Below are 24836 nucleotides of genomic sequence, written 5' to 3'. Positions count from 1 at the left end.
GCTTACTGCTGTGCCGCCGGGCCGCAGCCACCGATGATCTTAGAAATGGAGATCGCCGGGTGCAGCAGGTAATCATAGCTGCAGTTATTTTTGGTGTTTTCAACGTGGCCGGTGCAGGCGGTCAGGGTTGTTAATACGCCGGCCAGAACGGCGACTTTTGCCAGTTTGAACATACTGATTCCTTGTATTCAAATCGATAATAGGTCTAACACGAGGGAATAAATGGAAAAGTTCCATTTCGCGAGCGGTATGTTATCGGCAGCAGTAACAGGGGAGTAGTCCGGTTAAGGACTACTCGAAGAAGGGAGATTGTGCGTCAGTGATGAGAGAACCAGTTCAGCTTCTCGCGCAGTTCCACCACGCGGCCCACGATAATCAGCGCCGGGCTCTCCACCTGCTGCGCCAGGTCGCCTAGCTGCGTCAGCACGCCATCCACCACGCGCTGCTTAATGGCCGTGCCGTTTTCCACCAGCGCGACCGGCATATCCGCTTCCATACCGTGCTCCAGCAGCTTCGCCTGAATCGTCGCGGCCTGGTTCAGCCCCATATAGAACACCAGCGTCTGCTTTTCGGCCGCCAGATTATGCCAGTCCAGCTCGCTGCCGGTTTTCAGGTGGCCCGTCACCAGGCGCACGCTTTGGGCGTAATCGCGATGGGTTAACGGAATGCCGGAGTAGGCCGAGCAGCCTGATGCTGCCGTTATGCCCGGCACCACGGAGAACGGAATGCCCGCGCTGCACAGCGTTTCCAGCTCTTCGCCGCCGCGGCCGAAGATAAACGGATCGCCGCCCTTCAGGCGCACCACGCGCTTGCCCTTCTGCGCTTCGCGCAGCAGGATCTGGTTAATCTCCTCCTGCGGCACGCAGTGGTAGCCCGCGCGTTTGCCGACAAACACGCGGTCGGCGTCGCGGCGGACCAGATTCATAATATCGTCGGACACCAGGCGGTCGTAAACCACGATGTCCGCCTGCTGGATCTGCTGTAGCCCTTTGAGCGTCAGAAGCCCCGCGTCGCCCGGCCCGGCGCCGACCAGCACCACTTCACCGCGATGGTCCAGCGGCTCAGTGAGTAACCGCTCGGTCGTCTCCTCTACGGCTTTCGCGTCCTGATTCGCCAGCGACTGCGCCAGACGGTCATTCACGAAGAACTTCTCCCAGAAGCGGCGGCGCTCGCCCACGGTGGCAAAGGTTTTTTTGACCCTTGAACGGAGCTGGCCCGCATAGCGCGCCACCTGTCCAAGATGCTGAGGAAGTAGCGACTCCAGCTTTTCGCGCAGCAGGCGGGCCAGCACGGGCGAAGTCCCGCCGGACGAGACGGCTACCATCAGCGGTGAACGGTCGATAATCGACGGCATGATGAAGCTCGCCTCTTTCGGCGCATCTACCACGTTGCAGAAGATGCGGCGCGCTTCGCAGGCGTCGCTGACGCGCTGGTTCACCGCATCGTCATCCGTGGCGGCGATGGTCAGCCAGCAGGTCTCCAGTAAGGATTCATCGAACTCCCCCTGAACCCGCGTCAGCATGCCCTCCTGCGCCCAGACGTCGAACTGCGGTGCAAAGGCGAGGGCGTTAACCGTGAGGCGCGCACCGGCCTCCAGCAGCAGGCGCGCTTTGCGTTCAGCGACATCCCCGCCGCCGACGAGCAGGCAGTCGCGGTTGCGTAATTGACAAAAAATGGGCAGGTGGTCCACGAGGTTACCTCACAGCATTCAAGGAGGGGGTAAGAATTGACGTCAGGATAACAGCAGGGATCGTACTGAACATACGGTTTTTCCTGCCGTTACCCATTAGGGGTCATAAGCTTTTCATATTGAAAAGGCGAGGGAATTAGCCTTTCAGCTGCACCTTGCCGTCCTTCACGCGGACGTCGTAGTGCTTCACGGAGTGGCTCTCGTCTTCCATACAGTACCCGTCGGTTAAGCGGAAGCGCTGCTTTTTCAACGGGCTGGCGACCCACAGGTCACCCTGGTGTTCCGCGATGATCCCGCGTGACAACACGCTGGCGTCGAAGAACGGGTCGATGTTGCTGATGGCAAAAACCTGCTCGTCGCGGCGCGGACGGAAGATCGCCACCTGCTCGTTACCCAGCAGTGCGCAAACGCCGGTTGCCGGCAGAATGTCGTTAATATTGCAGATATCTAACCACTGGCTCATGCGTTTTCCTCCACCAGCGTCACCGGAATGCGTTCATAAGGCGTTGCCGGACGGTGCTGTTCACGCTCTGGCACGACCTGCACGTTCGGATCGCGCTGGGTGCTGTTGATAAAGTGCTTGAAGCGAACCTGTGCGGACGGCGTGTTGACCGTTTCCGTCCATTCGCAAATCACCGCCTCGCGCAGGCGCGTCATCTCTTCTTCCAGATGCGCGTTCAGGCCAAGCTTATCGTCGATGATGACCGATTTCAGATAATCAATGCCGCCTTCGAGATTGTCTAACCACGGCGCGGTGCGGGTCAGCTTGTCGGCGGTGCGGATGTAGAACATCATGAAGCGGTCGAGGTATGTGATCAGCGTGTCGCGGTCGATGTCCGCTGCCAGCAGATCCGCGTGGCGCGGTTTCATCCCGCCGTTACCGCACACGTACAGGTTCCAGCCCTTCTCGGTGGCGATAATCCCCACGTCTTTACCCTGCGCCTCAGCGCACTCACGGGTACAGCCAGACACGCCGAACTTCATTTTGTGCGGGGTGCGGATGCCTTTGTAGCGGTTTTCCAGCTCCACGCCGAAGCCCACGCTGTCGCCCACGCCGTAGCGGCACCAGGTGCTGCCCACGCAGGTTTTCGCCATACGCAGCGCTTTAGCATACGCGTGGCCGGTTTCGAAGCCCGCTTCAATCAGCTGACGCCAGATTTCCGGCAGGTCGTCTTTCTGTGCGCCAAACAGGCCGATGCGCTGAGAGCCGGTGATTTTGGTGTAAAGATTAAATTCGCGGGCGATGCGCCCAACCGCCACCAGCCCTTCCGGCGTGATTTCGCCGCCGGCGGAGCGTGGGATCACGGAGTAAGTGCCGTCTTTCTGGATGTTCGCCAGGAAGTTGTCGTTGGTGTCCTGCAGCGGCGTATGTTCCGGCTTCAGAACGTATTCGTTCCAGCAGGAGGCCAGCAGGGAGCCGACGGTCGGTTTACACACTTCGCAGCCGTAGCCCTGGCCGTGTTTTTCCAGCAGCTCATCGAAGGACTTAATGCCCTCTACGCGGATCAGGTGATACAGCTCCTGACGAGAATAGGCAAAGTGCTCGCACAGGTTGTTGTTCACCTCAATACCTTGCTTCGCCAGCTCGGCGTTGAGCACCTGAGTGACCAGCGGAATACAGCCGCCGCAGCCGGTCCCGGCTTTGGTTTCGGCCTTCAGCGCCGCCACGGTGTGGCAGCCCTTATTGATAGCCGCAACCAGCATGCCTTTGGTGACGTCGAAGCAGGAGCAAATCTGCGCGCTGTCCGGCAGCTTATCAACGCCGATGGACGGCTTGCCGCTGGAAGCGTGAGCCGGAAGGATCAGCGCGTCCGGGTTTTCCGGCAGTTCGATGGCGTTCAGTACCAGCTGCAGGAGGTTACCGTAGTCGCTGGTGTCGCCTACCAGCACCGCGCCGAGCAGGGTTTTGTTGTCAGCGCTGACGGTCAGGCGTTTGTAGATTTCTTTGCTTTCGTCGAGATACACGTAGCTGCGCGCGCCCGGCGTGCGGCCGTGGGCATCGCCGATGCCGCCAACGTCTACGCCCAGCAGCTTCAGCTTGGCGCTCATGTCCGCGCCCTCGAAGGCATTTTCATTGCCGAGGATATGATCAACGGCAACCTGCGCCATTTTGTAGCCCGGCGCAACCAGGCCGTAAACGCGGTTGTTCCAGCTGGCGCATTCGCCGATAGCGTAGATGTCCGGGTCAGAGGTCTGGCAGGAATCGTTGATCATAATGCCGCCGCGCTGGGCGACGGCCAGTCCGCACTGGGTTGCCAGCTTGTCGCGCGGGCGAATGCCGGTGGAGAAGACGATGAAGTCTACTTCCAGATCGCTGCCGTCGGCAAAGCGCATGGTTTTACGCGCCTCGGTACCTTCCTGCACGATCTCTTTGGTGTTCTTGCTGGTGTGAACCTTCACGCCCATGCTTTCAATCTTGCGGCGCAGCTGGTCGCCGCCCATGTGGTCAAGCTGCTCTGCCATCAGCATCGGGGCAAATTCGATGACGTGAGTTTCAACGCCGAGGTTTTTCAGCGCGCCAGCGGCTTCCAGACCCAGCAGGCCGCCGCCAACCACCGCGCCGCGCTTGCTGCGACGGGCGCAGGATTCAATGGCGTTTAGATCTTCAATGGTACGATAGACGAAGCAATCCTGAGTGTCAGAGCCTTTGATCGGCGGGACCCACGGGTAGGAGCCTGTCGCCATGATCAGCTTGTCGTAAAAAACCGTGCGTCCGGCGCTGGAGTGGATCACTTTTTCCTGACGGTTGATGGTGATAGCGCGTTCGCCCACCAGCACCTTCACGCCGTGCTTCTCGTAGAAACCTTCGCGCACCAATGAGAGCTCTTCGGCGGTATGATGGGAGAAGTAGGAAGAGAGATGTACGCGGTCGTACGCCTTGCGGGGTTCTTCACAGAACACGGTAATATCGAACTGGGCGGCGTCGGCTTTATCGAGAAGATCCTCAATAAAGCGGTGGCCGACCATGCCGTTACCGATGATAGCGAGTCTGACTTTGCTCATTTTTGCCTCGATTTCTTTTCTATTACTGCCTACCTTAACGATTCAGCAGGGGCACTTATTGATGCAAATCAAATACGCCTTAACCTACCACCTAGGTGGTAGATGACTGATTTGTCAGGATTTTTATAAGTTGTGGAAATCGCTGGCTTTTCACGGTCGTCGGTTTTATGTACAAAAATGGGTACAATTCCGCAAAGTGTTGTACTCCTAAATTTCAGCCGCGTTTTTCGGGGGAGAGGTATGTCAACGTCACCGCTTTGGCTTGTTCAGAATGTTCGTTTACCGGGTCGTGAAGGGCTGTGGCAAATCGCCATTGAGAACGGTCTATTCGGCGACATCACGCCGATGGACGCAACCCATGACGAAAGTTATGAGGTGTTAAACGGACGCGGTGGCCTGGCCATCCCTCCGTTCATTGAGCCGCATATTCATCTTGATACGACCCAGACGGCGGGCGAGCCGAGCTGGAACCAGTCCGGCACCCTGTTTGAAGGCATTGAGCGCTGGGCAGAGCGCAAGGCGCTGCTCAGCCACGAGGACGTAAAGGCGCGCGCGTGGAAAACGCTGAAGTGGCAGATCGCCAACGGCATTCAGTTTGTCCGTACCCACGTTGACGTGTCCGATCCCTCGCTAACGGCACTGAAGGCGATGCTGGAGGTTAAGCAGGAGGTCGCGCCGTGGGTCACGCTGCAAATCGTGGCGTTCCCGCAGGAGGGCATTCTCTCTTACCCGAACGGCGCCGCCCTGCTGGAAGAGGCGCTACGCCTTGGCGCAGACGTGGTGGGCGCTATCCCGCACTTTGAATTTACCCGCGAGTACGGCGTGCAGTCGCTGCATATCGCCTTCGATCTGGCGAAGAAATACGATCGCCCGCTGGATATCCACTGCGATGAAATCGACGACGAGCAGTCCCGCTTTGTGGAGACGGTAGCGACGCTGGCCTACGAGGCAGGGATCGGCGATCGCGTGACGGCTAGCCACACCACCGCCATGCACTCCTACAACGGCGCGTATACCTCGCGGCTGTTCCGCCTGCTGAAGATGTCGGGCATCAACTTTGTGGCCAACCCGCTGGTGAACATTCACCTGCAGGGGCGTTTTGACGACTATCCGAAGCGCCGCGGGATCACCCGCGTGAAGGAGCTGCTTGAGGCCGGCATTAACGTCTGCTTTGGTCACGACGACGTCTTTGACCCGTGGTATCCGCTGGGGACGGGCAATATGCTGCAGGTGCTGCACATGGGGCTGCACGTCTGCCAGATGATGGGCTATCCGCAGATCGACAGCGGCCTGAACCTGATCACCCACAACAGCGCGCGAACCTTTGGCCTGCGCGATTACGGCATTGAGACGGGGAACCCGGCGAACATGATTATACTGCCCGCCGAGAGCGGCTTTGAGGCGGTGCGCTGCCAGGTGCCGGTGCGCTGGTCGATTCGTCAGGGCAGGGTGATTGCCACCACGCAGCTCGCGCAGACGTGGATTCAGATGGACAGTGGGGGAGAAGAGCTGTTCTTTACCAAAAACAGCCCCTTCGCAGGGCGCGAAGGGGCGTAGGGGTAGGCGTTACGCCGCTGGCGTATTGTGCTGGCGGTGGCGGGTCACGAAGCCCAGGATGAAGCACATCACAAACACCACGGCGTACAGGCCGTTAGCGGTGTGCAGCGCCGCCAGCGGGCCGCTGTGGGCCACGATCGGGCCGGTCACCACGAAGGTCAGCATCGTACCGATGGTGCCGCAGGTCAGTACGAAGTTCACCAGCTTCGGCGAGGCGACTTTGGTCTGCAGCGAGCCCAGGGTGATGATCGAGGTGTAGATTGCGCTGGAGAAGAAGCCCAGGGTCAGGATGAACCACGGCATATGCTCAGGAGAGCCGTTGATGAACAGGTACATCAGCACGGTCGCCAGGCCTGCCAGCACGGTCAGGATGCGCTGCAGGTCGAAGAAGCGCAGGATGAAGCTAAATGCCCACATGCCGAACATATAGGACATCCAGAAGTCGCTCACCAGCTTGCCCGCGTCGTTCAGGCTCATGCCCAGCCCCTTCGCGTATTCCGGGACCCAGGAGATAAAGCCCAGCTGGCCGAGGATGTAGCACAGGGCGGCGATGGAAAGGAACAGCACGCCGATGCCCCACTTCTCTTTGGCAACGGGTTCCGCCGCGGTCTGCGCTTTTTTACCCAGCATCGGGAACTCGCAGCCGAAGGTCAGGATAAAGATCGCCACGTAGACCAGGCCGATACAGGCATACACCCAGTACCACTCGATGCTGCGCGCCAGCAGAACGGCGGCGACCATCGGGAAAATCATCCCGGCCATGCTGAAGAAGGAGTCGGTAAACAGCAGGCGCGCACCGCGCTGGCGGCCCTCATACATGTGGGTAATGAGGAACGTACCGATCGACATGGTGATCCCGCTTACGAGTCCAAGCACGAACATGGCGGCGGAGAACAGGGCGATGCTGTGGCTCAGCATCAGGCCCGCCACGGCGGCGACCATCAGCACAAAACCGAAGCGCAGCTGGGTTTTCAGCGGCACGATTTCCATCAGCCAGGCGTTCAGGAAAATGGAGATCAGGATCCCCGCGTTGAGGAAGGTGAAGGTGTTACTCATGCTGGAAACGGGCAGCTGGAAGTAGTCTGCGATATTTCCCATCACCATCCCGGTGACGATCACCAACGCGCCGGTCAGGGCGTAGGAGAAGAAGCTGATCCATGTGAGCTTGATGCGGTTGCTGTTAGTCATGTCTGGCCTGTTGAAAAAAGAAAAGCGCCGGAGGGCGCTGAGAGCGGGCAAATTCTAGTCTCGAAAGTGATCCATTCCCACCTTTTCAGGAAAATTTACGATCGATTGCAGTTTTTTATGTGATGTTGATCACATAAAAAGTTGTGATAACCAATCGTTTGCGTCGTTACAACTGTTTCAATTTCGTAAAATTAGGTAAAAGTCTGGCCTCGGTCCATACTGCTCTTTAGAATCAAGCCATTCGCTTTATACACTGCGCTTTGTTAAGGAATTTTCATGCTCAAATCAACGCTGGCGGCTGTTGCAGCTGTGTTTGCTCTTTCTGCCGTTTCCCCTGCTGCGCTGGCAGCAAAAGGAGACCCTCACGTCCTGCTGACCACGTCCGCAGGGAATATTGAGCTGGAACTGAATAGCCAGAAAGCTCCGGTCTCCGTGAAAAACTTCCTCGATTACGTGAACAGCGGCTTCTATAACGGCACCACCTTTCACCGCGTGATCCCGGGCTTTATGGTGCAGGGCGGCGGTTTTAACGAGCAGATGCAGCAAAAGCAGCCTAACCCGCCGATTAAAAACGAAGCGGATAACGGCCTGCTGAACAAGCGCGGCACCATCTCCATGGCGCGCACCGCGGATAAAGACAGCGCGACCAGCCAGTTCTTCCTCAACGTGGCGGATAACGCCTTCCTCGACCACGGCCAGCGCGACTTCGGCTACGCCGTGTTCGGTAAAATCGTGAAGGGAATGGACGTGGCGGACAAGATTTCCCAGGTGCCAACCCACGACGTCGGCCCGTACCAGAACGTGCCGTCAAAACCGGTGGTTATCCTCTCCGCAAAAGTTCTGCCGTAATCCCCCTAACGCGGGCGACGTCCTGCCCGCGTCATCCCCCTTCCTGCGAAAGCGCGTTTTGCCGCTTATACTTGTGGCAAACGGACATCTTCAGGGAGGCGTTAAGTGAAAAAACTCACCGACAGGCAAAAATCCCGTCTCTGGGAGCAGCAGCGTAGCGTCAATTTTCAGGCCAGTTGTCTTCTTGAAAAAGGCCATGGTCCTTCAGAGCCCGACATCGAGACGCTGGAGCTTGGGCCTTCTGCGCCCGGCCTGCCCCATCTGTGCCTCATCCACCGCCATTTATATCGCAGAGAAATGAAGCAGGCAGGCGAGTTCCGTACCGACGATATTTCTAAAGGCGACATTCCCTTCTGCCATTTCGAATACATCGAGAAGATGGGAAATGAGCTGATGGCCGATCTGGAAGGCGACAAGTATCTGGTCGGCCTTGAAAAAGACGCATTTGTTGAGAAAATTAGCCACTACTACTGCGAAATCAACATGCTTCACCCGTTCATCAGCGGTAACGGCATCGCCCAGCGCGTCTTCTTTGAGCAGCTGGCGATCCACGCGGGCTACGCGCTGGACTGGCGGGATATTGACCCCGAGCGCTGGGTCGCGGCGAACCGCAGCGGCGCAACGGGCGATGTGAGGGACCTGAACGCCATCTTTGCCAAAGTAGTGAGCGACGCGCGGGAAACTGAGTAGAATAGGGCGGCCTTTTTTTCTGGAGCCGCCATGATCCTGCTGATTGATAACTACGATTCCTTCACCTGGAACCTTTACCAGTATTTTTGCGAACTCGGCGCCGAGGTGGTGGTGCGTCGCAATGACGAGATCGCGCTCGCCGATATCGACGCGCTGGCCCCGCAGAAAATCGTCATCTCTCCGGGGCCGTGTACGCCGTCAGAATCCGGCGTTTCGCTGGACGCTATTCGCCACTATGCGGGCAGGCTGCCGATTCTGGGCGTTTGCCTGGGCCACCAGGCCATCGCGCAGGTCTTCGGTGCCACCATCGTGCGCGCCGCGAAGGTGATGCACGGTAAAACCTCACCGATTACCCATACGGGCGCGGGCGTCTTTGCGGGGTTAAATAACCCGCTGACCGTGACGCGCTACCATTCTCTGGTCATTGACCCGCCGACGCTGCCCGCCTGCTTCGAGGTGACCGCCCGAAGCGAGACGCAGGAGATCATGGGCATCCGTCATCGGGAATGGGATCTCGAAGGGGTTCAGTTCCACCCGGAAAGCATTCTCAGCGAGCAGGGGCACCCGCTGCTGGCGAATTTTCTCAATCGCTGAATATCTATTGCCTTGCTGTGATTTTTTATGCATATTTTGTGATTATATTTTCACAATCTCTGTGACATAAAATGGATGGGCATGACATGGCAACTGAACAACCCGCAATTACCCGCGCAACATTCGACGAAGTGATCCTGCCGGTTTATGCACCGGCCGAGTTTATCCCGGTGAAGGGAAAAGGCAGCCGCGTGTGGGATCAGCAGGGCAAAGAGTATGTAGATTTTGCGGGCGGCATTGCGGTGACGGCGCTGGGCCATTGCCATCCTGCGCTGGTAGAGGCGCTGAAAACCCAGGGCGAAACCCTGTGGCACACCAGCAACGTCTTTACCAACGAGCCTGCGCTGCGCCTGGGGCGCAAGATCGTTGATGCGACCTTCGCCGAGCGCGTGCTGTTTATGAACTCCGGCACCGAGGCCAACGAAACCGCCTTCAAGCTGGCGCGTTATTACGCCTCCACCCGCCACAGCCCGTACAAAACCAAGATTATCGCCTTCCATAACGCCTTCCACGGCCGCTCGCTGTTCACCGTATCCGTTGGCGGCCAGCCGAAATATTCCGACGGCTTTGGCCCGAAACCGGCAGATATTATCCACGTGCCGTTTAACGATCTGCACGCGGTGAAGGCGGTGATGGACGATCACACCTGCGCGGTCGTCGTCGAGCCGATTCAGGGCGAAGGCGGCGTGACGGCAGCCACGCCGGAGTTCCTCAAAGGGCTGCGCGCGCTGTGCGATGAGCACAAGGCGCTGCTGGTGTTTGATGAGGTCCAGTGCGGAATGGGCCGCACCGGCGATCTCTTCGCCTATATGCACTACGGCGTGACGCCGGACATTCTGACCAGCGCCAAGGCGCTCGGCGGCGGGTTCCCGGTGAGCGCGGTGCTGACCACTCAGGAGATCGCCTCCGCGTTTCACGTCGGCTCCCACGGCTCCACCTACGGCGGTAACCCGCTGGCCTGCGCCGTGGCGGGCGCGGCGTTCGACATCATCAATACGCCGCCGGTTCTGAGCGGCGTAAGCGCGAAGCGCGAGCAGTTTGTGAAGCACCTTCAGCAGATTGACGCGCAGTACGACGTGTTCAGCGAGATCCGCGGCATGGGGCTGCTGATCGGCGCCGAGCTGAAGCCGCAGTACAAGGGCCGCGCGCGCGATTTTCTGCATGCCGCCGCCCAGGAAGGGGTGATGGTGCTCAACGCCGGGCCGGACGTGATGCGCTTCGCGCCGTCGCTGGTGGTGGAAGAGAAGGATATTGCAGACGGGTTAGTTCGGTTTGCCGCAGCGGTCGGGAAGATCGTCCGGGGATAATCTCACGCGACACACTCAGTACGGCGTGCGTTTTAAAATGCGCGTTAACCAAATCCCGTGATGCGGGCGCTGGCGCCATGCCACCGACGAAATGGTGTGCATGGTGTTCAGGTGGCCCAGCACGCGCTGCAAATGCTGCTCCAGGGTGCTCATCGGCCCGTGGGTCAGCGTTTCCGGCGCTTCCAGAATGTTTGAATCCCCCGACTCGCCCGGCGCATCATACTCCAGCCGCTGCTGACAGCGCTGCAGGCCAATTTCACATGATTGCAAATAGCGCTGCGCCAGATCCGGCGTCAGCATCGTGTGCTCGCGCGCCAGCGTGGTCATGGCGTTGATATGCTCAACGATAAACTGGCTGTGCGTCACCCATAGCCTCATGTCGGCGAGATAGTGCGAGTTAAAGCCCGGCTCCTGCATCGCCTGATTAAGGGAGTTGAACAGGGCGTTGTGCGCCTGATTGACCCGCATGCGCTGATACGCCAGCGGCGAAGGCTGCGGATCGTTGCTCAGGATTAAGCGGATGGCATCCTGGTCGGCTTCGAGCGCGTCGTGGGCGTTCTGGCGCAGCAGCCCGCTCTGCCACTGCGGCCACAGCCAGACCATGCCGCCGAAGGCGATCAGGCAGCCAATCAGCGTATCAACCAGCCTGGCGACGATAAACTGCTCGCCGTTGAGCGTGAGCAGCTGCAGGGTATACACCGCGGTCACCGTAAAGCCGACCATCGCCCAGCCGTAGTTTTTGCGGATGATCAGGTAGCTCACCAGCGTAACCACCAGCATTCCCGCCAGCGTATACCCTTCCGGCACGTGGAAGTGCAGCGTTACGCCCGCAATAATTAGCCCCGCCATCGTGCCGCCCGCCCGGTGCAGAATGCGCACGCGCGTCGCCCCGTAGCCGTTTTGGGTAACAAACAGCACGGTCATGAGGATCCAGTACGGCTTCGGCAGGTGCAGCGCCATGCCCATCAGGCTGGCGATGCTCAACATCACGCTGATGCGCGCGGCGTTGCGCAGGGCGGCGGATTTAAGCGACAGATAGCTTTTCAGGGCGGGCAGCAGCGGCAGGCGCTTCTGCTTGTCGGCCATCAGGTCGCGCGGGTAGAGCGGGCGCTGCGTGCGCAAAACGCGGGCGATGCGGCTGAAGTGCCATGCCGCGAACTGGCCGACCGGGTTATCAGGATGCTGGCGGGCAATTTTCTCCAGCGCGCCGAGCTGCTTTTCCATGCTGAAGCGCGTGGGAAAGCGGTGATACAGAATGTCGTCAGCCAGCACGCGCAGGCGCGCCGAAACCGTCTGCGCGTTCCAGCGGATCACCGCTTCCGCGTGGCTGCGCTCGACCAGCTTCTGCACCTCCTGCGGGTGGTGCAGGCTCACGGAGATATGCTCCTGCAGATCCAGCCCCACCTGGAAGATGCGCAGCAGCCGCTTGTACTCGTGGTTTTTATTCGCGGCGAGCATGTGCAGCTGCTGGTAGCACTGGCTGATGAGATCGACCACCTTCTGCTGGCGCGTCAGCAGTGGCGGCAGGGATTTTTCCGGGTCGGTATGCTGCGTGAGCAGGGTGTATTTGGCTTCGCAGTAGTCGGCCAGCTGAACGTAGAGCAGGCTCAGGGATTCGCGCAGCGGCTGTTCCCGCCACAGCCAGAACCAAAACCAGTTGAATACGCCGTACCACAGCGTGCCGAGGGCGTAGATCAGCAGCGGCTCCCATACCGGCATATTGCCCGCGAGGCTTAGGGTGAAAATGGCGGCGATCAGCGAGGCGGGCAGCAGGCGGGCGTGCAGCGAACTGATTTCAGCGGTAACGCCGAGCGTCATCGCCAGTACGGTTAAAATCAGCGGCAGTGGAATATCGCGCGCCAGCAGCAGCTGAACGGCGAGGCTACAGCCGGCAAACAGGCTGCCGCCAACGATCAGGCGTTTGAAAAAGCGCTTGTGCGGCGTGTCCAGCCCGGCAATGTTGCAGCAGGCGGGCACCAGGGAAAACAGCAGCCCCTGCTGGAGATGTCCAAGAATGAGGCCAATGGCCACGGGCAGGCACAACACCAGCGTTTGTCGCAGTGCGTAGTTTACTTCCGGGTGATAGATCAGCCTGCGCCACATGGGGGATAGAGACAAAAACGGCGTGACACCCTGCGGTGGCACGCCGTTTGACCGGAATTAACGGGTTCCGTAAACCACGATGGTTTTACCGTGTGCAGAGATCAGGTTCTGATCTTCCAGCATTTTTAGAATACGACCCACCGTTTCACGGGAGCAACCGACGATCTGACCAATCTCCTGGCGGGTAATTTTAATTTGCATGCCGTCAGGGTGGGTCATGGCGTCTGGCTGTTTCGCCAAGTTCAGCAGGGTCTGTGCGATACGACCGGTGACGTCGAGGAAGGCGAGGTTGCCCACTTTTTCAGACGTAACCTGCAGGCGGCGCGCCATCTGCGAAGAAAGACGCATCAGGATGTCCGGGTTAACCTGGATCAGCTGACGGAACTTTTTGTAAGAAATTTCAGCCACTTCACATGCTGTCTTTGCACGAACCCAGGCGCTACGTTCCTGGCCTTCTTCAAACAGGCCCAGTTCACCGATGAAATCGCCCTGGTTCAGATAAGAAAGGATCATCTCTTTCCCTTCTTCATCTTTGATCAGCACTGCCACCGAGCCTTTAACGATGTAATACAACGTTTCCGCTTTTTCACCCTGGTGAATCAGCGTGCTCTTTGATGGGTACTTATGAATGTGGCAATGAGACAAGAACCATTCGAGAGTCGGGTCTGTTTGCGGTTTGCCAAGCACCATGCGCTGTTATCCTCTGTTATAAGCTGTCTCCAGAGCCATACGTTGCATCCTGACTCTGGGTTTGCAATCGAATTCTTACCCATACCTGGGAAGTCGGCCGTCTAATGTGTCGCAGCCAGTAAAGTTTGATGTCCTCTGCATACATGTGTAACGTCAATGTATTACTGTAGCATCCAGAGTGTTTTAGCATAGCTTTTGCCGCGTGTCTCCTGGTGTCTCGCTTCAGCATGATGCAGGTCGCCTTCCGTTGCGAGAAATGTAACGCGCGCGTAATCTGTCACCAAAAATGCAACGTTGGAGTTAATAAATATGCAAGCGCGTGTGAAATGGGTCGAAGGGCTAACCTTCCTGGGCGAGTCCGCTTCCGGCCACCAGATTTTGATGGACGGTAACTCCGGCGATAAAGCGCCAAGCCCGATGGAGATGGTGCTGATGGCGGCAGGCGGATGCAGCGCGATTGACGTGGTGTCTATCCTGCAGAAAGGCCGTCAGGAGGTGACCAATTGCGAAGTGAAGCTGACGTCGGAACGTCGCGAAGAGGCGCCGCGCCTGTTCACGCACATCAACCTGCACTTTATCGTCACGGGCAAAGAGCTGAAAGACGCGGCGGTGGCGCGCGCGGTTGACCTGTCCGCTGAGAAGTACTGCTCCGTGGCGCTCATGCTGGAGAAAGCGGTGAACATTACCCATTCATATGAGGTGATCGAAGCGTAATGTCGGGGCATCGCGCCTGTTGATGCCCACACTCTAGCCCTCTCCCACGGGGAGAGGGAATATGCTCACGCGATCTGCTTGCCTTCCATCAGCCGCTGCACCAGCGGCGTCATGATTAACTCCATCGCCAGCCCCATTTTCCCGCCCGGAACCACCAGTGTGTTCATATGAGAAATAAACGAACCCTGCAGCATCGCCAGCAGCCACGGGTAATCAATCCCTTCCAGATTGCGGAAATGGATCACCACGAAGCTTTCGTCCAGAGAAGGAATGCTTTTCGCCGCGAACGGGTTGGAGGTGTCTACCGTCGGCACGCGCTGGAAGTTGATGTGGGTGCGTGAGAACTGCGGCGTCAGGTAGTTGATGTAATCTTCCATGGAGCGCACCACGGAGTCCATTACCGCCTCGCGCGAGTGCCCGCGCTCGCTGATGTCGCGGGTGAGCTTCTGGATCCACTCCAGGTTGACGATAGGCACCACGCCGACCAGCAGGTCAACGTGGCGCGCCACGTCGTGCTGCGGGGTGACCACGCCGCCGTGCAGCCCTTCGTAAAACAGCACGTCCGTTGGCTCCGGCAGCGGCTGCCACGGGGTGAAGGTGCCCGGAACCTGATTCCACGGCACGGCTTCGTCATAGGTGTGCAGGTACTTGCGCGACTGCCCCTTGCCGGTCTGGCCGTATTCAATAAACGTCTGCTCCAGCAGGCCGAAATCGTTGGCCTCCGGGCCGAAATAGCTGATGTGTTTGCCCATATCGCGCGCCTTGCGGATGGCCATGTCCATTTCGGGGCGCGTGTAGCGGTGAAAGCTGTCGCCCTCAACCTCTGCCGCCCGCAGGTTGAGCTGGGCGAAAATTTTGCGAAAGGCGAGGCTGGTGGTAGTGGTGCCCGCACCACTCGAACCCGTTACGGCAATAACCGGATGTCTGGCAGACATAGCAACTCCCTGACTGGAAAGATGTAAAGATCAGCCGTGAAACGCGTTGCGGGGCATGATATTGACCGTTTCATGCAGTTCTGACCACACCAGCACCACGTCGCCGCTTTTCAGCTGGCGCTTCACATCGTCGACCTTTTGTTCAAGCGAACGCTCTTGTTCACCATAATCGGTGCCTTCGCGTAATACAAAGCTTTCAATCAGATTATCGAGCGTTTCGGGAGACAGATCCTGCCAGGGGATAATCATTTAACACCTTCCAGATAAGTCGTAAGCCAGTCGGGGATACGCGTCTCCAGCCACATTTTCGGTCGGCGCAGCGTGCCGCCGACGAAGCCGACGTGCCCGCCGTACTCGGTGAGCTGGTACTGCACGTTCGCCGGTAAATGCTCGGGAGCCGGAATCGAGTGATGATCCATGAACGGATCGTCTTTCGCGTGAATAATCAGCGTCGGCTTTGTAATTTGATTGAGCAACGGCATCGCGCTGCACTGGCGGTAATAGTCAATCGCGTCGGCGAAGCCGTGGATCTTTGAGGTAATCAGATCGTCAAACTCGCGCAGGCGTTTTACGCGCTTAAGCTGCTGCAGGCTGACGGGCAGCGTATCCGGATAGGCCTTGAGCTTGCGCGCGGCGTTGGCCTTCAGCAGGTTGAGCAGGTAGCGCTGGTAGACCCGGGAAAACCCTTTTTCCATATGGTAACTGCACTGCTCGAGCATAAACGGTGCGGAGACGATGACGGCGGCATCCAGCGGAACCGCGTCTTTTTCTTTTGCCAGCAGGCAGGCCAGCATGTTCCCGCCGAGTGAATAGCCCACCGCCGCCGTCGGCACGCGGCCAAAATTATCCCGCAGCCACGTTAAAAACCACGTGCCGTCTTCGGTTTCACCCGAATGGTAAATCCGCTTCTGGCGGTTCGGTTCGCCGCTGCATCCGCGAAAATGCATCACTACGCCGAGCCAGCCGCGTTCTTTCGCGGCCTGGATCAGGCCGTGCGCGTACGGGCTGTGCAGGCTGCCCTCCAGACCGTGAAACACCACCAGCCGCGGCTTGTGGCGGGCCTGCTCGGGATCTTCGCTCCAGGCGAGGTCCACGAAGTCGCCGTCCGGCAAATCCAGGCGCTGCCAGTGCGGCGTGAACTGAAGCCTGCGGCGGATCAGGCGCGGCAGCATGGTTTGCAGGTGCGGGTTTGCCGCGCCGCGCATGGGCACGAACTCGGCGCTCTCTTCGCCTGCGATCTCGAAGTCGGACGGGATTATTTGGGTCATAACGGCGATGTTAATTGTTGTCAGTTATTTACGATACCTTCCGAATTGTACCCCGTTTAGCCTGGTTTTCCGAAACATGAACTGATCCCGATCACAAATATTTACCGAGATTATTACTCTCAGGCTAATGATTCCGCCCTACGCTTAATTGATGCCTTTCTCACCAGAGCGCACACTTCACTCAACGTTAAGCAATCAGAATGATGTGCTGAATCAGGAGGTTAATAATGTTATCTGGGCAAACACCCACTCGGCAGTGGAACACTCGACGCACCGAGAAAGCGCGTCGTCTGGCCTCTGTGCCGGTGCAGGGCAAGGTACTGCCAACGGGCGATTTGGTCGCCATGCTGGAAAAATTAATCGCCCCCGGCGACAAGGTTGTGCTGGAAGGCAACAACCAAAAGCAGGCGGATTTCCTTTCCCGCTCGCTTGCTGAAGTAAACCCGCAAATCGTCCACGACCTGCATATGATTATGCCAAGCGTGGGCCGCAGCGAGCATCTGGATATCTTCGAGAAGGGCATCGCCCGCAAGCTGGACTTCTCCTTCTCCGGCACGCAGAGCCTGCGTATCTCGCAGCTTCTGGAAGATGGCCAGCTCGAAATCGGCGCGATCCACACCTACATCGAACTCTACTCCCGCCTGTACGTCGACCTCTCGCCGAACGTGGCGCTGATTGCCGGCTTTAAGGCTGACCGCAAAGGCAACATCTACACCGGCGCGAGTACCGAAGATACGCCAGCGCTGGTGGAAGCCGCCGCGTTCCACGACGGGATCGTTATTGCTCAGGTCAACGAACTGGTGGACGACGAGTGCGATCTGCCGCGCGTGGATATTCCGGGTTCATGGATTGACTACGTAGTCGTGGCCGACAAGCCGTTCTTCATCGAACCGCTGTTCACCCGTGACCCGCGCCTGATCAAACAGGAACACATCCTGATGGCGATGATGGCGATTAAGGGCATCTACGCGGAGCACCAGGTGCAGTCCCTTAACCACGGGATCGGCTTTAACACCGCAGCGATTGAGCTGCTGCTGCCGACCTACGGCGAACAGCTCGGCCTGAAGGGCAAAATCTGTAAGCACTGGACCCTGAACCCGCACCCAACGCTTATCCCGGCGATTGAGAGCGGCTGGGTCGAAAGCGTGCACTGCTTCGGCGGCGAGCTGGGGATGGAAGAGTACATCCGCGCCCGCCCTGACGTCTTCTTTACCGGCGCCGACGGCTCCATGCGCTCCAACCGTGCCTTCTGCCAGCTGGCAGGTCAGTACGCGGTAGATATGTTCATTGGGTCAACGCTCCAGGTTGACGGCTACGCCAACTCCTCAACAGTGACCCGCGGTCGTCTTTCCGGCTTCGGCGGCGCGCCAAACATGGGCCACGATCCGCACGGTCGCCGCCACGCCACGCCGGCCTGGCTGAACATGATCACCGAACCCGATCCGATGCAGCGCGGTAAAAAACTGGTCGTGCAGATGGTGGAAACCTTCCAGGCGGGCGTGAAGCCAACCTTCGTGGAAAAACTCGATGCGGTGGACGTGGCAAAAGCCTCCGGCATGCCGCTGGCACCGGTCATGATCTACGGCGATGACGTGACCCACGTCCTGACCGAAGAGGGGATTGCCTACCTCTATCGCGCCAAAGACATGGAAGAGCGCCGCGCCATGGTGGCTGCCGTTGCGGGGATCACCGATATCGGCCTGGGCGTTGACGCCAAACGCGTGGCGGAACTGCGCCAGAGCGGCAAGGTTGTTTATCCGGAAGATATGGGCATTCGCCGCACCGACGCTACCCGCTCTCTGCTGGCGGCAGGCAGCGTGTCTGACCTCGTTGAGTGGTCCGGCGGTCTGTATAACCCACCTGCGAAATTCCGGAGCTGGTAATGAAACTTCTGCCCCAGATTCAGGTTGAAGGCGGTGCCGAATGGCTGGCGCGAACCGCCACGCAGTGTCTGATTGACGAAGCGCGACTGAGCCCGAAACCCGGTCTGGTGGACAGCCGGGGGAACGGCGCGCACCACGATTTATCGCTCGCGCTAATGGAGCGCTCCGCGCACAGCCTGACCCCTACGTTTCAGGCGCTGGCGCAGCAGAGCTGGCAGCGTCCGGCTGACGTTGCGCTCAGGCAAACCGTCGGGCGGCTTGGCCGCGAAGGCGAGCAGCAGATGATGAAGGCAACCGGCGGGGTCAATACCCACCGGGGCGCGATTTGGGCGCTGGGATTACTGGTCAGCGCGGTGGCGATGCAGGGCGGCGACGCCTCTGCGCAAACCGTCGCAGACACCGCCGCCCGGCTGGCAAAGCTGCCGGACGACGCGGCGCCGAAAGTGTTCAGCAAAGGGCTGCGCGCCACGCATCGCTACCGCGTACCGGGCGCGCGTGAAGAGGCGCAGCAGGCGTTTCCGCACGTGATGCAGCGCGCGCTGCCGCAGCTTCGCCTCAGCCGCCTGAACGGCAGCAGCGAAGCGCAGGCGAGGCTCGACGCGCTGATGGCGATCATGACGTCGCTCACCGATACCTGCGTGCTGTCGCGCGCCGGAATGGAGGGGCTTGACGCCATGCAGGACGGCGCCCGTGCCGTTTTGCGCGCCGGCGGCTGCGCCACGCCCGCGGGCCAACTGGCGCTGGCAACGTTAGATCGTCAGATGCTGGCACTTAACGCCTCGCCGGGCGGCGCTGCCGACCTGCTCGCCGCCACGCTGTTTCTCGACCGCGTCGAAACGTCTTATTCAAAGCATTAAGAGGATGTTATGGAAAAAATCACATTAACCATGCCCGCCAGCCGCGCGTTAAGCGGTAAGGCGCTGGCAGGGGTTGTTGGTTCCGGGGATATGGAGGTGCTTTTCGCCGCCGAACCGGGCCAGACCTTAACCATCGATATCACCACCTCCGTCGACAACAGCCGCGGCCGCTGGGAAGCCCTGTTTACCCGCCTGCAAACCGTCAGCAGCCTGCCCGCAGGCAAGCTGACCATCCACGACTTCGGCGCGACGCCGGGCGTGGCGCGCATTCGTATCGAACAGGTTTTTGAGGGGGTGAGCCATGCGTGATGACAGCAGCTTTATCGAACTAAAAGCGCGCCAGCGCGCGCAGGCGCTGCTGGACGAGGGCAGCTACCGCGAACTGCTGGATCCGTTTGAAGGCATTATCTCTCCGTGGCTTGGGCCGCAGGGCATTGTGCCGCAGGCAGATGACGGCATGGTCGTCGCGAAAGGCACCATCAACGGCCAGCCTGCCGTGGTGGTTGCCATCGAAGGCGCGTTCCAGGGCGGCAGCATGGGCGAAGTGTCCGGCGCCAAAATGGCGGCGGCGCTGGAGCTGGCGGCGGAAGATAACCGCAACGGCATTCCGACTCAGGCGGTGCTGTGCCTCGAAACCGGCGGCGTGCGCTTGCAGGAAGCCAACCTTGGCCTGGCGGCGATTGCCGATATCCACGCGGCGATTGTTGACCTGCGTCGCTACACGCCGGTGATCGGGATTGTAGCGGGAACCGTGGGCTGCTTCGGCGGGATGTCCATCGCGGCGGCGCTGTGCAGCTACCTGATTGTGACCCGCGAAGCGCGTCTCGGCCTGAACGGTCCGCAGGTTATCGAGCAGGAAGCGGGGATTGAAGAGTACGACTCCCGCGACCGTCCGTTTATCTGGAGCATGACCGGCGGCGAAGTGCGCTATGAAAGCGGCCTGGTGGATGCGCTGGTGGGCGACGGCGTCAACGCGGTGAAAGCGGCGATGAACGACGCGATTGCGAAAGGCGTGCCCGCGAAGCACCGTACCGATAACTACGACGATTACCTGAATCGCCTGACGAACTTCGACACCCGCAAACAGGCCGATGCCGAACAGATTAAAGCGCTTTTTGCCCGGGAGGTGAAATGATGAGTAATTCAATGAGCCGTGGCGAACTCTGGCTGGAAACCCTCGCTCCGAACGCAAAACGTCTAGAAGGATTATGCCCGTCCGTGCAGGCGGCCGACGGCGAGCTGAACGGTGAAGCGGTGCGTTTCGTTGCCGTGGTGCCGGACGCCAACAACCACTTCCCGCGCGCGGCGCAGGGTGAGGTGGGGCTGCTGGAAGGCTGGACGCTGGCGAAGGTGGTCAGCGAAACCGTCGCGGCGGATGCCAATAAAGCCGTGAAGCGCCCGATTGTGGCGGTGATCGACGTCCCAAGCCAGGCCTATGGCCGTCGCGAAGAGGCGTTTGGTATTCACCAGGCGCTGGCGGGTGCCGCTGCCGCGTATGCAAACGCGCGTCTGGCCGGTCACCCGGTGATTGGGCTTATCGTCGGCAAGGCGATGTCCGGCGCGTTTCTGGCGCACGGCTACCAGGCCAACCGCCTGATCGCCTTCAACGATAAGGGCGTGCTGATCCACGCGATGGGTAAAGAATCTGCGGCGCGCATTACGCTGCGTACCGTAGAGGCGCTGGAAAAACTGGCCGCGACGATCCCGCCGATGGCCTATGACATCAGCAACTACGCCACGCTGGGGCTGCTTTCCAGCCTGCTGGACATCAGCAACCCGGATGCACCTTCTGAAAACGATCTGACGCTGGTGAAAACCACCCTGCAACAGGCCATCAACGACGCGCGTCAGGACGCCACGCTGAAAAACCGCCTGGGTGCTGACAACCGCCGCAGCTCTGCCCTCGTACGCGAACGCATGCGGGCAAGCTGGTAAGTAAAAAGAGACCTGCCAGATGCACAACCCCGTGGGCGTACGTTGCGCCCACGCGGGAACCTGCATCCTGAAAATAATAATCATCGCGCCAGTGCTTAAACTTTTTTACTACAGGTGAATTATGACTTACGTAATTGTTCATGCTCTTGCACCGATTTTCGTCATCATGCTGCTGGGATTCTGGGCCGGCAAAGCAAAGATGGTCGATAACAAAAATGTTTCCCTGCTTAATATCTTCGTGATGGATTTCGCCCTGCCCGCCGCGCTGTTCAGCGCGACCGTGCAAACGCCGTGGACCGGCATCGTCGCCCAGTCGCCGCTGATCCTGGTGCTGACCCTGGCGATGTGGATAACCTATGCGGCCATCTACTTCCTCGCGACCAAGGTCTTTAAAAAATCGCCACAGGATGCGGCCGTGCTGACGCTGACCGTCGCCCTGCCGAACTACGCCGCGCTCGGCCTGCCTATTTTGGGCAGCGTGCTGGGGGAAAGCTCGTCTACCTCGCTTTCCGTGGCCGTTTCTATCGCCTGCGGCTCCGTGCTGATGACGCCGTTCTGCCTGCTGATTCTGGAGCGTGAAAAAGCGCGCGCCGAAGGCGGCAACACCGGCTCCACGCTCTCCATGCTGCCGGTGCTGATGTGGCGCTCGATTAAAAAACCGATCGTTATGGGCCCGCTGCTGGGGGTGATCCTCTCCGCTATCGGCATCAAAATGCCGGAACTGGTTCTCGCGGCGATTAAACCGCTGGGCCTCTCCGCAACGGCTGCCGCGCTGTTCCTGACCGGGGTGATCCTCTCTGCCCGCAAGCTGCAGATCAACACCATGGTGATCGCTTCCACCATCGCCAAGCTGCTGATCCAGCCGGCGATTGCCTGGGGTATTGTGCTCATCTTCGGCCTGCACGGCTCCGTGGCAATCACCGCTATCCTGATGATTGCGCTTTCTGCGGGCTTCTTCGGCGTGGTGTTCGGTAACCGCTTTGGCGTGCAGTCGCCGGATGCAGAAGCCGTGCTGCTGTTAAGCTCCGTACTGTGTATCCTGTCGCTGCCGCTGTTTATCTCGCTGACTTCAGGAATGTAATCATGACCACAACGTTACGCCCGCACGACCTCATCTGGCTTTCTGCGCGAGACGCGCTGGAAGGCATCACCGACGACTGGGTAGATGCGGTATGGCATACCGGCCTGCCGGTGGTGGTGCGGCGTGATGTTGATAGCGAAGGCCGTATTCCCGTTGGCGTGCGCGGATTGCGCCGCGACCAGCGGGCGGCCGGATGGGTGAAGCCCGAACGCGTAACGCGCGTGGTGTCACCCGAATCGCTGAGCGTGACCGCCGATCTGCTGCGCTCGCCGTTTGTGACGCAGCCGCCGGTGCAGGTGGCGCTTCAGCTTTCTCAGCAGCCGTGGCCGTGGAAATGGGGGATTACCGGCAGCACCGGCTACGCGCTGGCGACCGGCATTCCGGTTATCCATGCCGACAGCGATCTCGACCTGCTGATCCGCGCCCCGCAGCCGATTTCCCCCGGTGCGTTTGCCACATGGCAGTCGCAGCTTGGCCGCGCGCTGTGCCGGGCAGATACGCAGGTGGATACGCCCGAGGGCGGCTTTGCGCTGGCGGAATGGCTGCGCGACAGCAAAACGCTGTTGAAAACCCGCCGCGGGCCGCGTCTGGTGACGGACCCGTGGCACAGGGAGGCGTGATGAAAATACTGTTTACTTTTCCGGGGCAGGGCACGCAGCATGAAGGCATGCTGCAAAACCTGCCGGGCACCGAGCTGGCTCAGGCTCGCGAGGCGCTGGGGACGGAGGTTGATACGCTGGATAGCGCAGCTTCGTTATCCCATACCCGCGGGGTGCAGCTTTCGCTGCTGATCGCGGGTGTCGCCTGGGCGCGCGAGCTTGAGCGACGCGGCGTAACGCCGGATATCGTCAGCGGGCTGTCCATCGGCGCGTATCCTGCGGCGGTTATCGCGGGCGCGCTGGATTTCACCGACGCGATTAGGCTAGTGGCGCTGCGCGGCGATTTAATGGAGCAAGCCTATCCGCACGGCTACGGCCTGACGGCGATTATGGGGCTGACCCTGCCGCAGGTGGAGCAGCTTATCGACGGTACCGGAACCTATATCGCCAACCTGAATGCCGAAACGCAGATCGTGATTGCCGGAACCGACGAGGGCATGGCGCAGGTGGCGAAGCGTGCGCTGGAGAAAGGGGCGAACAAGGCGCACCGGCTGGCCGTTAGCGTGCCGTCGCACTGCGAACTGCTGGCGGAACCGGCGCAGAAGCTGGTGGCGGCGTTTGAAACGGTGACGCTCTCTCGCCCGCGCTGCGCGTATCTTAGCGGCAGCACCGGGCGCGTGCTCTGGCAGCCGGAGAAGATCGCCGACGATCTGGCGATGAATATGGCGCGCACCGTACGCTGGCAGGAGGCGATGATTTCCGCCAACGAGCGCGAGGCGCGGCTGGCGATCGAGATGCCCCCCGGCGGCGTGTTAACCTGCCTGACGCGGCAGGCATCCTGGGAAGGCGAGACGATTTCGCTGGAGCGCAGCGGGGTAGACGTGGCGGTGCATTTGGCGGGGCGGCTTCAGCGGTGACTTTTTGCCCGGTCAGGCGCAGCCGGGCAATAACATCAGGCACTGTCCTGCAAACTTCTGGCATACATCCGCCCTTCGGCGGCCAGCGCGCGCAGGCTGGGGTCCTGCTCGCGGTTGCGGGCAAAGACGATGGCGATCAGCTGCTGCATCTGATACGGCTGCGCCAGCTTCAGCAGTTGCACCGAGTTTTCATACACCTTCTTCATCCTGCCCGGCATCAGCGTAAAGCCAACGCCCGCCTGCACCAGGCTCAGCATTGAGAAAATGTCGTTCACGCGGGTGACGATCTCCGGCTCGAAACCGGCGATATGAAAGGCTTCCTGGAACCCGGCGTAGGTGGCAAAACCTTCCGCCAGCGAGACAAACTTTTGGTCCTTGTAGTCCCGCAGGTCCGCAGGCCCGCTGGCGTTCAGCGTGGCGGAGGCCGGAGCGGCAAGGAAGATGTCGTCGTGGAAAAGGGGCAGAACCTCCAGCGTGTTGCGGTCGATGTCGCTTTCAGAAATGGAGATTAAAATCGCGTCCAGCGTGCCCTCGTCCAGCATGTGCAGCAGCGCGTCGTTAGAGCCCATCGTCAGATCCATTTCCAGATCCGGACGGCGCAGCTTCATGCCCATGATCAGGCGCGGCACGGTTTCCAGCGTTAGCGAATAGAGCGTGCCCACGCGCAGGCGACCCTGACCGACGCCCGCAATTTTGCGGGACTCCTCAAGACCGCGCGCCATCACCTGCATCACCTCCTGGCAGTATTCCAGCAGCGTCCAGGCGGAGGGGAGCGCAATCAGGTTACGTCCCTTGTGGGTAAACAGCGGGCAGCGCACGTTCTCTTCCAGCGTGTGCAGCGCGCGGTGCACGCTCACGCCGCTCAGGTTTAACGCCTCGGCGGTGCGCGCAATATTGCCCTTTTCCATAAAGGTCATGAAAATGCCGAGCTTGCGAAACGTAATGTCGCTCGTGATATCGATAGTCATAACCCTCC

25 protein-coding genes are annotated in these 24836 nt (G+C 59.7%); 14 read left to right on the top strand and 11 right to left on the bottom strand.

What is annotated here, in order from left to right:
* Positions 1-2: 2 nt before the first annotated feature.
* The 4 genes from V1599_RS01145 to nirB all read right to left on the bottom strand — a co-directional run bounded on the left by V1599_RS01145 (position 3) and on the right by nirB (position 4693).
* On the bottom strand, positions 3-173 hold the full coding sequence (locus tag V1599_RS01145) for a YhfL family protein (RefSeq protein ID WP_112011762.1): 171 nt from the start codon (positions 171-173) through the stop codon (positions 3-5).
* A 143-nt stretch (positions 174-316) separates the two neighbouring features.
* Positions 317-1690 (bottom strand): siroheme synthase CysG, encoded by a 1374-nt coding sequence (gene cysG / locus V1599_RS01140; protein ID WP_112011761.1) that lies wholly within the window; start codon positions 1688-1690, stop codon positions 317-319.
* 136 nt (positions 1691-1826) lie between these two features.
* Positions 1827-2153, bottom strand: coding sequence for a nitrite reductase small subunit NirD (gene nirD, locus V1599_RS01135; protein ID WP_112011760.1), 327 nt, complete (start codon positions 2151-2153; stop codon positions 1827-1829).
* Positions 2150-4693, bottom strand: a complete 2544-nt coding sequence (gene nirB / locus V1599_RS01130; RefSeq protein WP_297117067.1) for an NADPH-nitrite reductase large subunit — start codon at positions 4691-4693, stop codon at positions 2150-2152. The genes nirD and nirB overlap by 4 nt, the downstream gene beginning before the upstream one ends.
* A 240-nt stretch (positions 4694-4933) precedes the next feature.
* Here nirB and V1599_RS01125 point away from each other — a divergent pair, with 240 nt between their 5' ends.
* Entirely contained in the window at positions 4934-6250 is a 1317-nt protein-coding gene (locus tag V1599_RS01125) for a cytosine deaminase (RefSeq protein WP_395300895.1), read from the top strand.
* 9 nt (positions 6251-6259) lie between these two features.
* On the opposite strand, the gene tsgA is transcribed toward V1599_RS01125, so the two are convergent.
* On the bottom strand, positions 6260-7438 hold the full coding sequence (gene tsgA / locus V1599_RS01120) for an MFS transporter TsgA (RefSeq protein ID WP_395300894.1): 1179 nt from the start codon (positions 7436-7438) through the stop codon (positions 6260-6262).
* A gap of 276 nt (positions 7439-7714) precedes the next feature.
* Here tsgA and ppiA point away from each other — a divergent pair, with 276 nt between their 5' ends.
* The 4 genes from ppiA to V1599_RS01100 all read left to right on the top strand — a co-directional run bounded on the left by ppiA (position 7715) and on the right by V1599_RS01100 (position 10878).
* Positions 7715-8287 carry a peptidylprolyl isomerase A gene (ppiA, locus tag V1599_RS01115; RefSeq protein WP_045330487.1) on the top strand — a complete coding sequence of 191 codons (573 nt, stop codon included), beginning with the start codon at positions 7715-7717 and terminating at the stop codon, positions 8285-8287.
* Between the two features lie 105 nt (positions 8288-8392).
* Positions 8393-8977, top strand: a complete 585-nt coding sequence (locus V1599_RS01110) for a putative adenosine monophosphate-protein transferase Fic (protein WP_395300893.1) — start codon at positions 8393-8395, stop codon at positions 8975-8977.
* 30 nt (positions 8978-9007) lie between these two features.
* Positions 9008-9571, top strand: coding sequence for an aminodeoxychorismate synthase component 2 (gene pabA / locus V1599_RS01105; protein ID WP_297117054.1), 564 nt, complete (start codon positions 9008-9010; stop codon positions 9569-9571).
* 86 nt (positions 9572-9657) lie between these two features.
* Positions 9658-10878: an aspartate aminotransferase family protein gene (locus V1599_RS01100; protein ID WP_395300892.1), complete on the top strand. Its 1221-nt coding sequence runs from the start codon at positions 9658-9660 to the stop codon at positions 10876-10878.
* A 15-nt stretch (positions 10879-10893) separates the two neighbouring features.
* On the opposite strand, the gene V1599_RS01095 is transcribed toward V1599_RS01100, so the two are convergent.
* Together V1599_RS01095 and crp are read right to left on the bottom strand one after the other, a co-directional pair.
* Entirely contained in the window at positions 10894-12981 is a 2088-nt protein-coding gene (locus tag V1599_RS01095; protein ID WP_395301552.1) for a YccS/YhfK family putative transporter, read from the bottom strand.
* A gap of 57 nt (positions 12982-13038) precedes the next feature.
* The gene (crp, locus tag V1599_RS01090; protein ID WP_000242758.1) at positions 13039-13671 is read right to left on the bottom strand and encodes a cAMP-activated global transcriptional regulator CRP; all 633 of its coding nucleotides are present in this window, start codon (positions 13669-13671) and stop codon (positions 13039-13041) included.
* 309 nt (positions 13672-13980) lie between these two features.
* Here crp and V1599_RS01085 point away from each other — a divergent pair, with 309 nt between their 5' ends.
* Positions 13981-14385, top strand: a complete 405-nt coding sequence (locus tag V1599_RS01085; protein WP_112011751.1) for an OsmC family protein — start codon at positions 13981-13983, stop codon at positions 14383-14385.
* 65 nt (positions 14386-14450) lie between these two features.
* On the opposite strand, the gene V1599_RS01080 is transcribed toward V1599_RS01085, so the two are convergent.
* From V1599_RS01080 to V1599_RS01070, 3 genes are read right to left on the bottom strand one after another with little or no spacing between them, the layout of a single operon-like run.
* Positions 14451-15320: a phosphoribulokinase gene (locus V1599_RS01080; RefSeq protein ID WP_112011750.1), complete on the bottom strand. Its 870-nt coding sequence runs from the start codon at positions 15318-15320 to the stop codon at positions 14451-14453.
* A 30-nt stretch (positions 15321-15350) separates the two neighbouring features.
* Positions 15351-15569: a YheU family protein gene (locus V1599_RS01075; protein WP_112011749.1), complete on the bottom strand. Its 219-nt coding sequence runs from the start codon at positions 15567-15569 to the stop codon at positions 15351-15353.
* Positions 15566-16588 carry a hydrolase gene (locus tag V1599_RS01070; RefSeq protein WP_112011748.1) on the bottom strand — a complete coding sequence of 341 codons (1023 nt, stop codon included), beginning with the start codon at positions 16586-16588 and terminating at the stop codon, positions 15566-15568. Before V1599_RS01070 ends, V1599_RS01075 begins: the two co-directional genes overlap by 4 nt.
* 227 nt (positions 16589-16815) lie before the next feature.
* On the opposite strand from V1599_RS01070, the gene mdcA reads away from it, so the two are divergent.
* The 8 genes from mdcA to mdcH all read left to right on the top strand — a co-directional run bounded on the left by mdcA (position 16816) and on the right by mdcH (position 23860).
* On the top strand, positions 16816-18471 hold the full coding sequence (gene mdcA / locus V1599_RS01065) for a malonate decarboxylase subunit alpha (protein WP_395300891.1): 1656 nt from the start codon (positions 16816-16818) through the stop codon (positions 18469-18471).
* Entirely contained in the window at positions 18471-19328 is an 858-nt protein-coding gene (locus V1599_RS01060; RefSeq protein ID WP_112011746.1) for a triphosphoribosyl-dephospho-CoA synthase, read from the top strand. Before mdcA ends, V1599_RS01060 begins: the two co-directional genes overlap by 1 nt.
* A 9-nt stretch (positions 19329-19337) precedes the next feature.
* Positions 19338-19637 (top strand): malonate decarboxylase acyl carrier protein, encoded by a 300-nt coding sequence (gene mdcC / locus V1599_RS01055; RefSeq protein WP_006177845.1) that lies wholly within the window; start codon positions 19338-19340, stop codon positions 19635-19637.
* Complete coding sequence (locus tag V1599_RS01050) at positions 19630-20463, top strand: biotin-independent malonate decarboxylase subunit beta (protein WP_046886743.1); 834 nt, start codon at positions 19630-19632, stop codon at positions 20461-20463. Before mdcC ends, V1599_RS01050 begins: the two co-directional genes overlap by 8 nt.
* A complete protein-coding gene (gene mdcE, locus V1599_RS01045; protein WP_112011853.1) occupies positions 20463-21263 on the top strand; it encodes a biotin-independent malonate decarboxylase subunit gamma in 801 nt (266 codons plus the stop codon). Before V1599_RS01050 ends, mdcE begins: the two co-directional genes overlap by 1 nt.
* Positions 21264-21384: 121 nt before the next feature.
* Entirely contained in the window at positions 21385-22344 is a 960-nt protein-coding gene (locus V1599_RS01040) for an AEC family transporter (protein WP_112011745.1), read from the top strand.
* A gap of 2 nt (positions 22345-22346) precedes the next feature.
* The gene (locus V1599_RS01035; RefSeq protein WP_112011744.1) at positions 22347-22964 is read left to right on the top strand and encodes a malonate decarboxylase holo-ACP synthase; all 618 of its coding nucleotides are present in this window, start codon (positions 22347-22349) and stop codon (positions 22962-22964) included.
* Positions 22964-23860, top strand: coding sequence for a malonate decarboxylase subunit epsilon (mdcH, locus tag V1599_RS01030; protein WP_395300890.1), 897 nt, complete (start codon positions 22964-22966; stop codon positions 23858-23860). The genes V1599_RS01035 and mdcH overlap by 1 nt, the downstream gene beginning before the upstream one ends.
* A 35-nt stretch (positions 23861-23895) precedes the next feature.
* Here the strand turns inward: mdcH and V1599_RS01025 are convergent, their stop codons facing one another.
* Positions 23896-24828 (bottom strand): LysR family transcriptional regulator, encoded by a 933-nt coding sequence (locus V1599_RS01025; RefSeq protein ID WP_297117004.1) that lies wholly within the window; start codon positions 24826-24828, stop codon positions 23896-23898.
* Positions 24829-24836 lie beyond the last annotated feature (8 nt).

The sequence above is a fragment of the Enterobacter sp. ECC-175 genome (assembly GCF_043968675.1).
GTDB lineage: Bacteria > Pseudomonadota > Gammaproteobacteria > Enterobacterales > Enterobacteriaceae > Enterobacter.
Note: the sequence above shows the minus strand (reverse complement) of the source record. Positions and strands in the feature narration are given on the sequence as shown.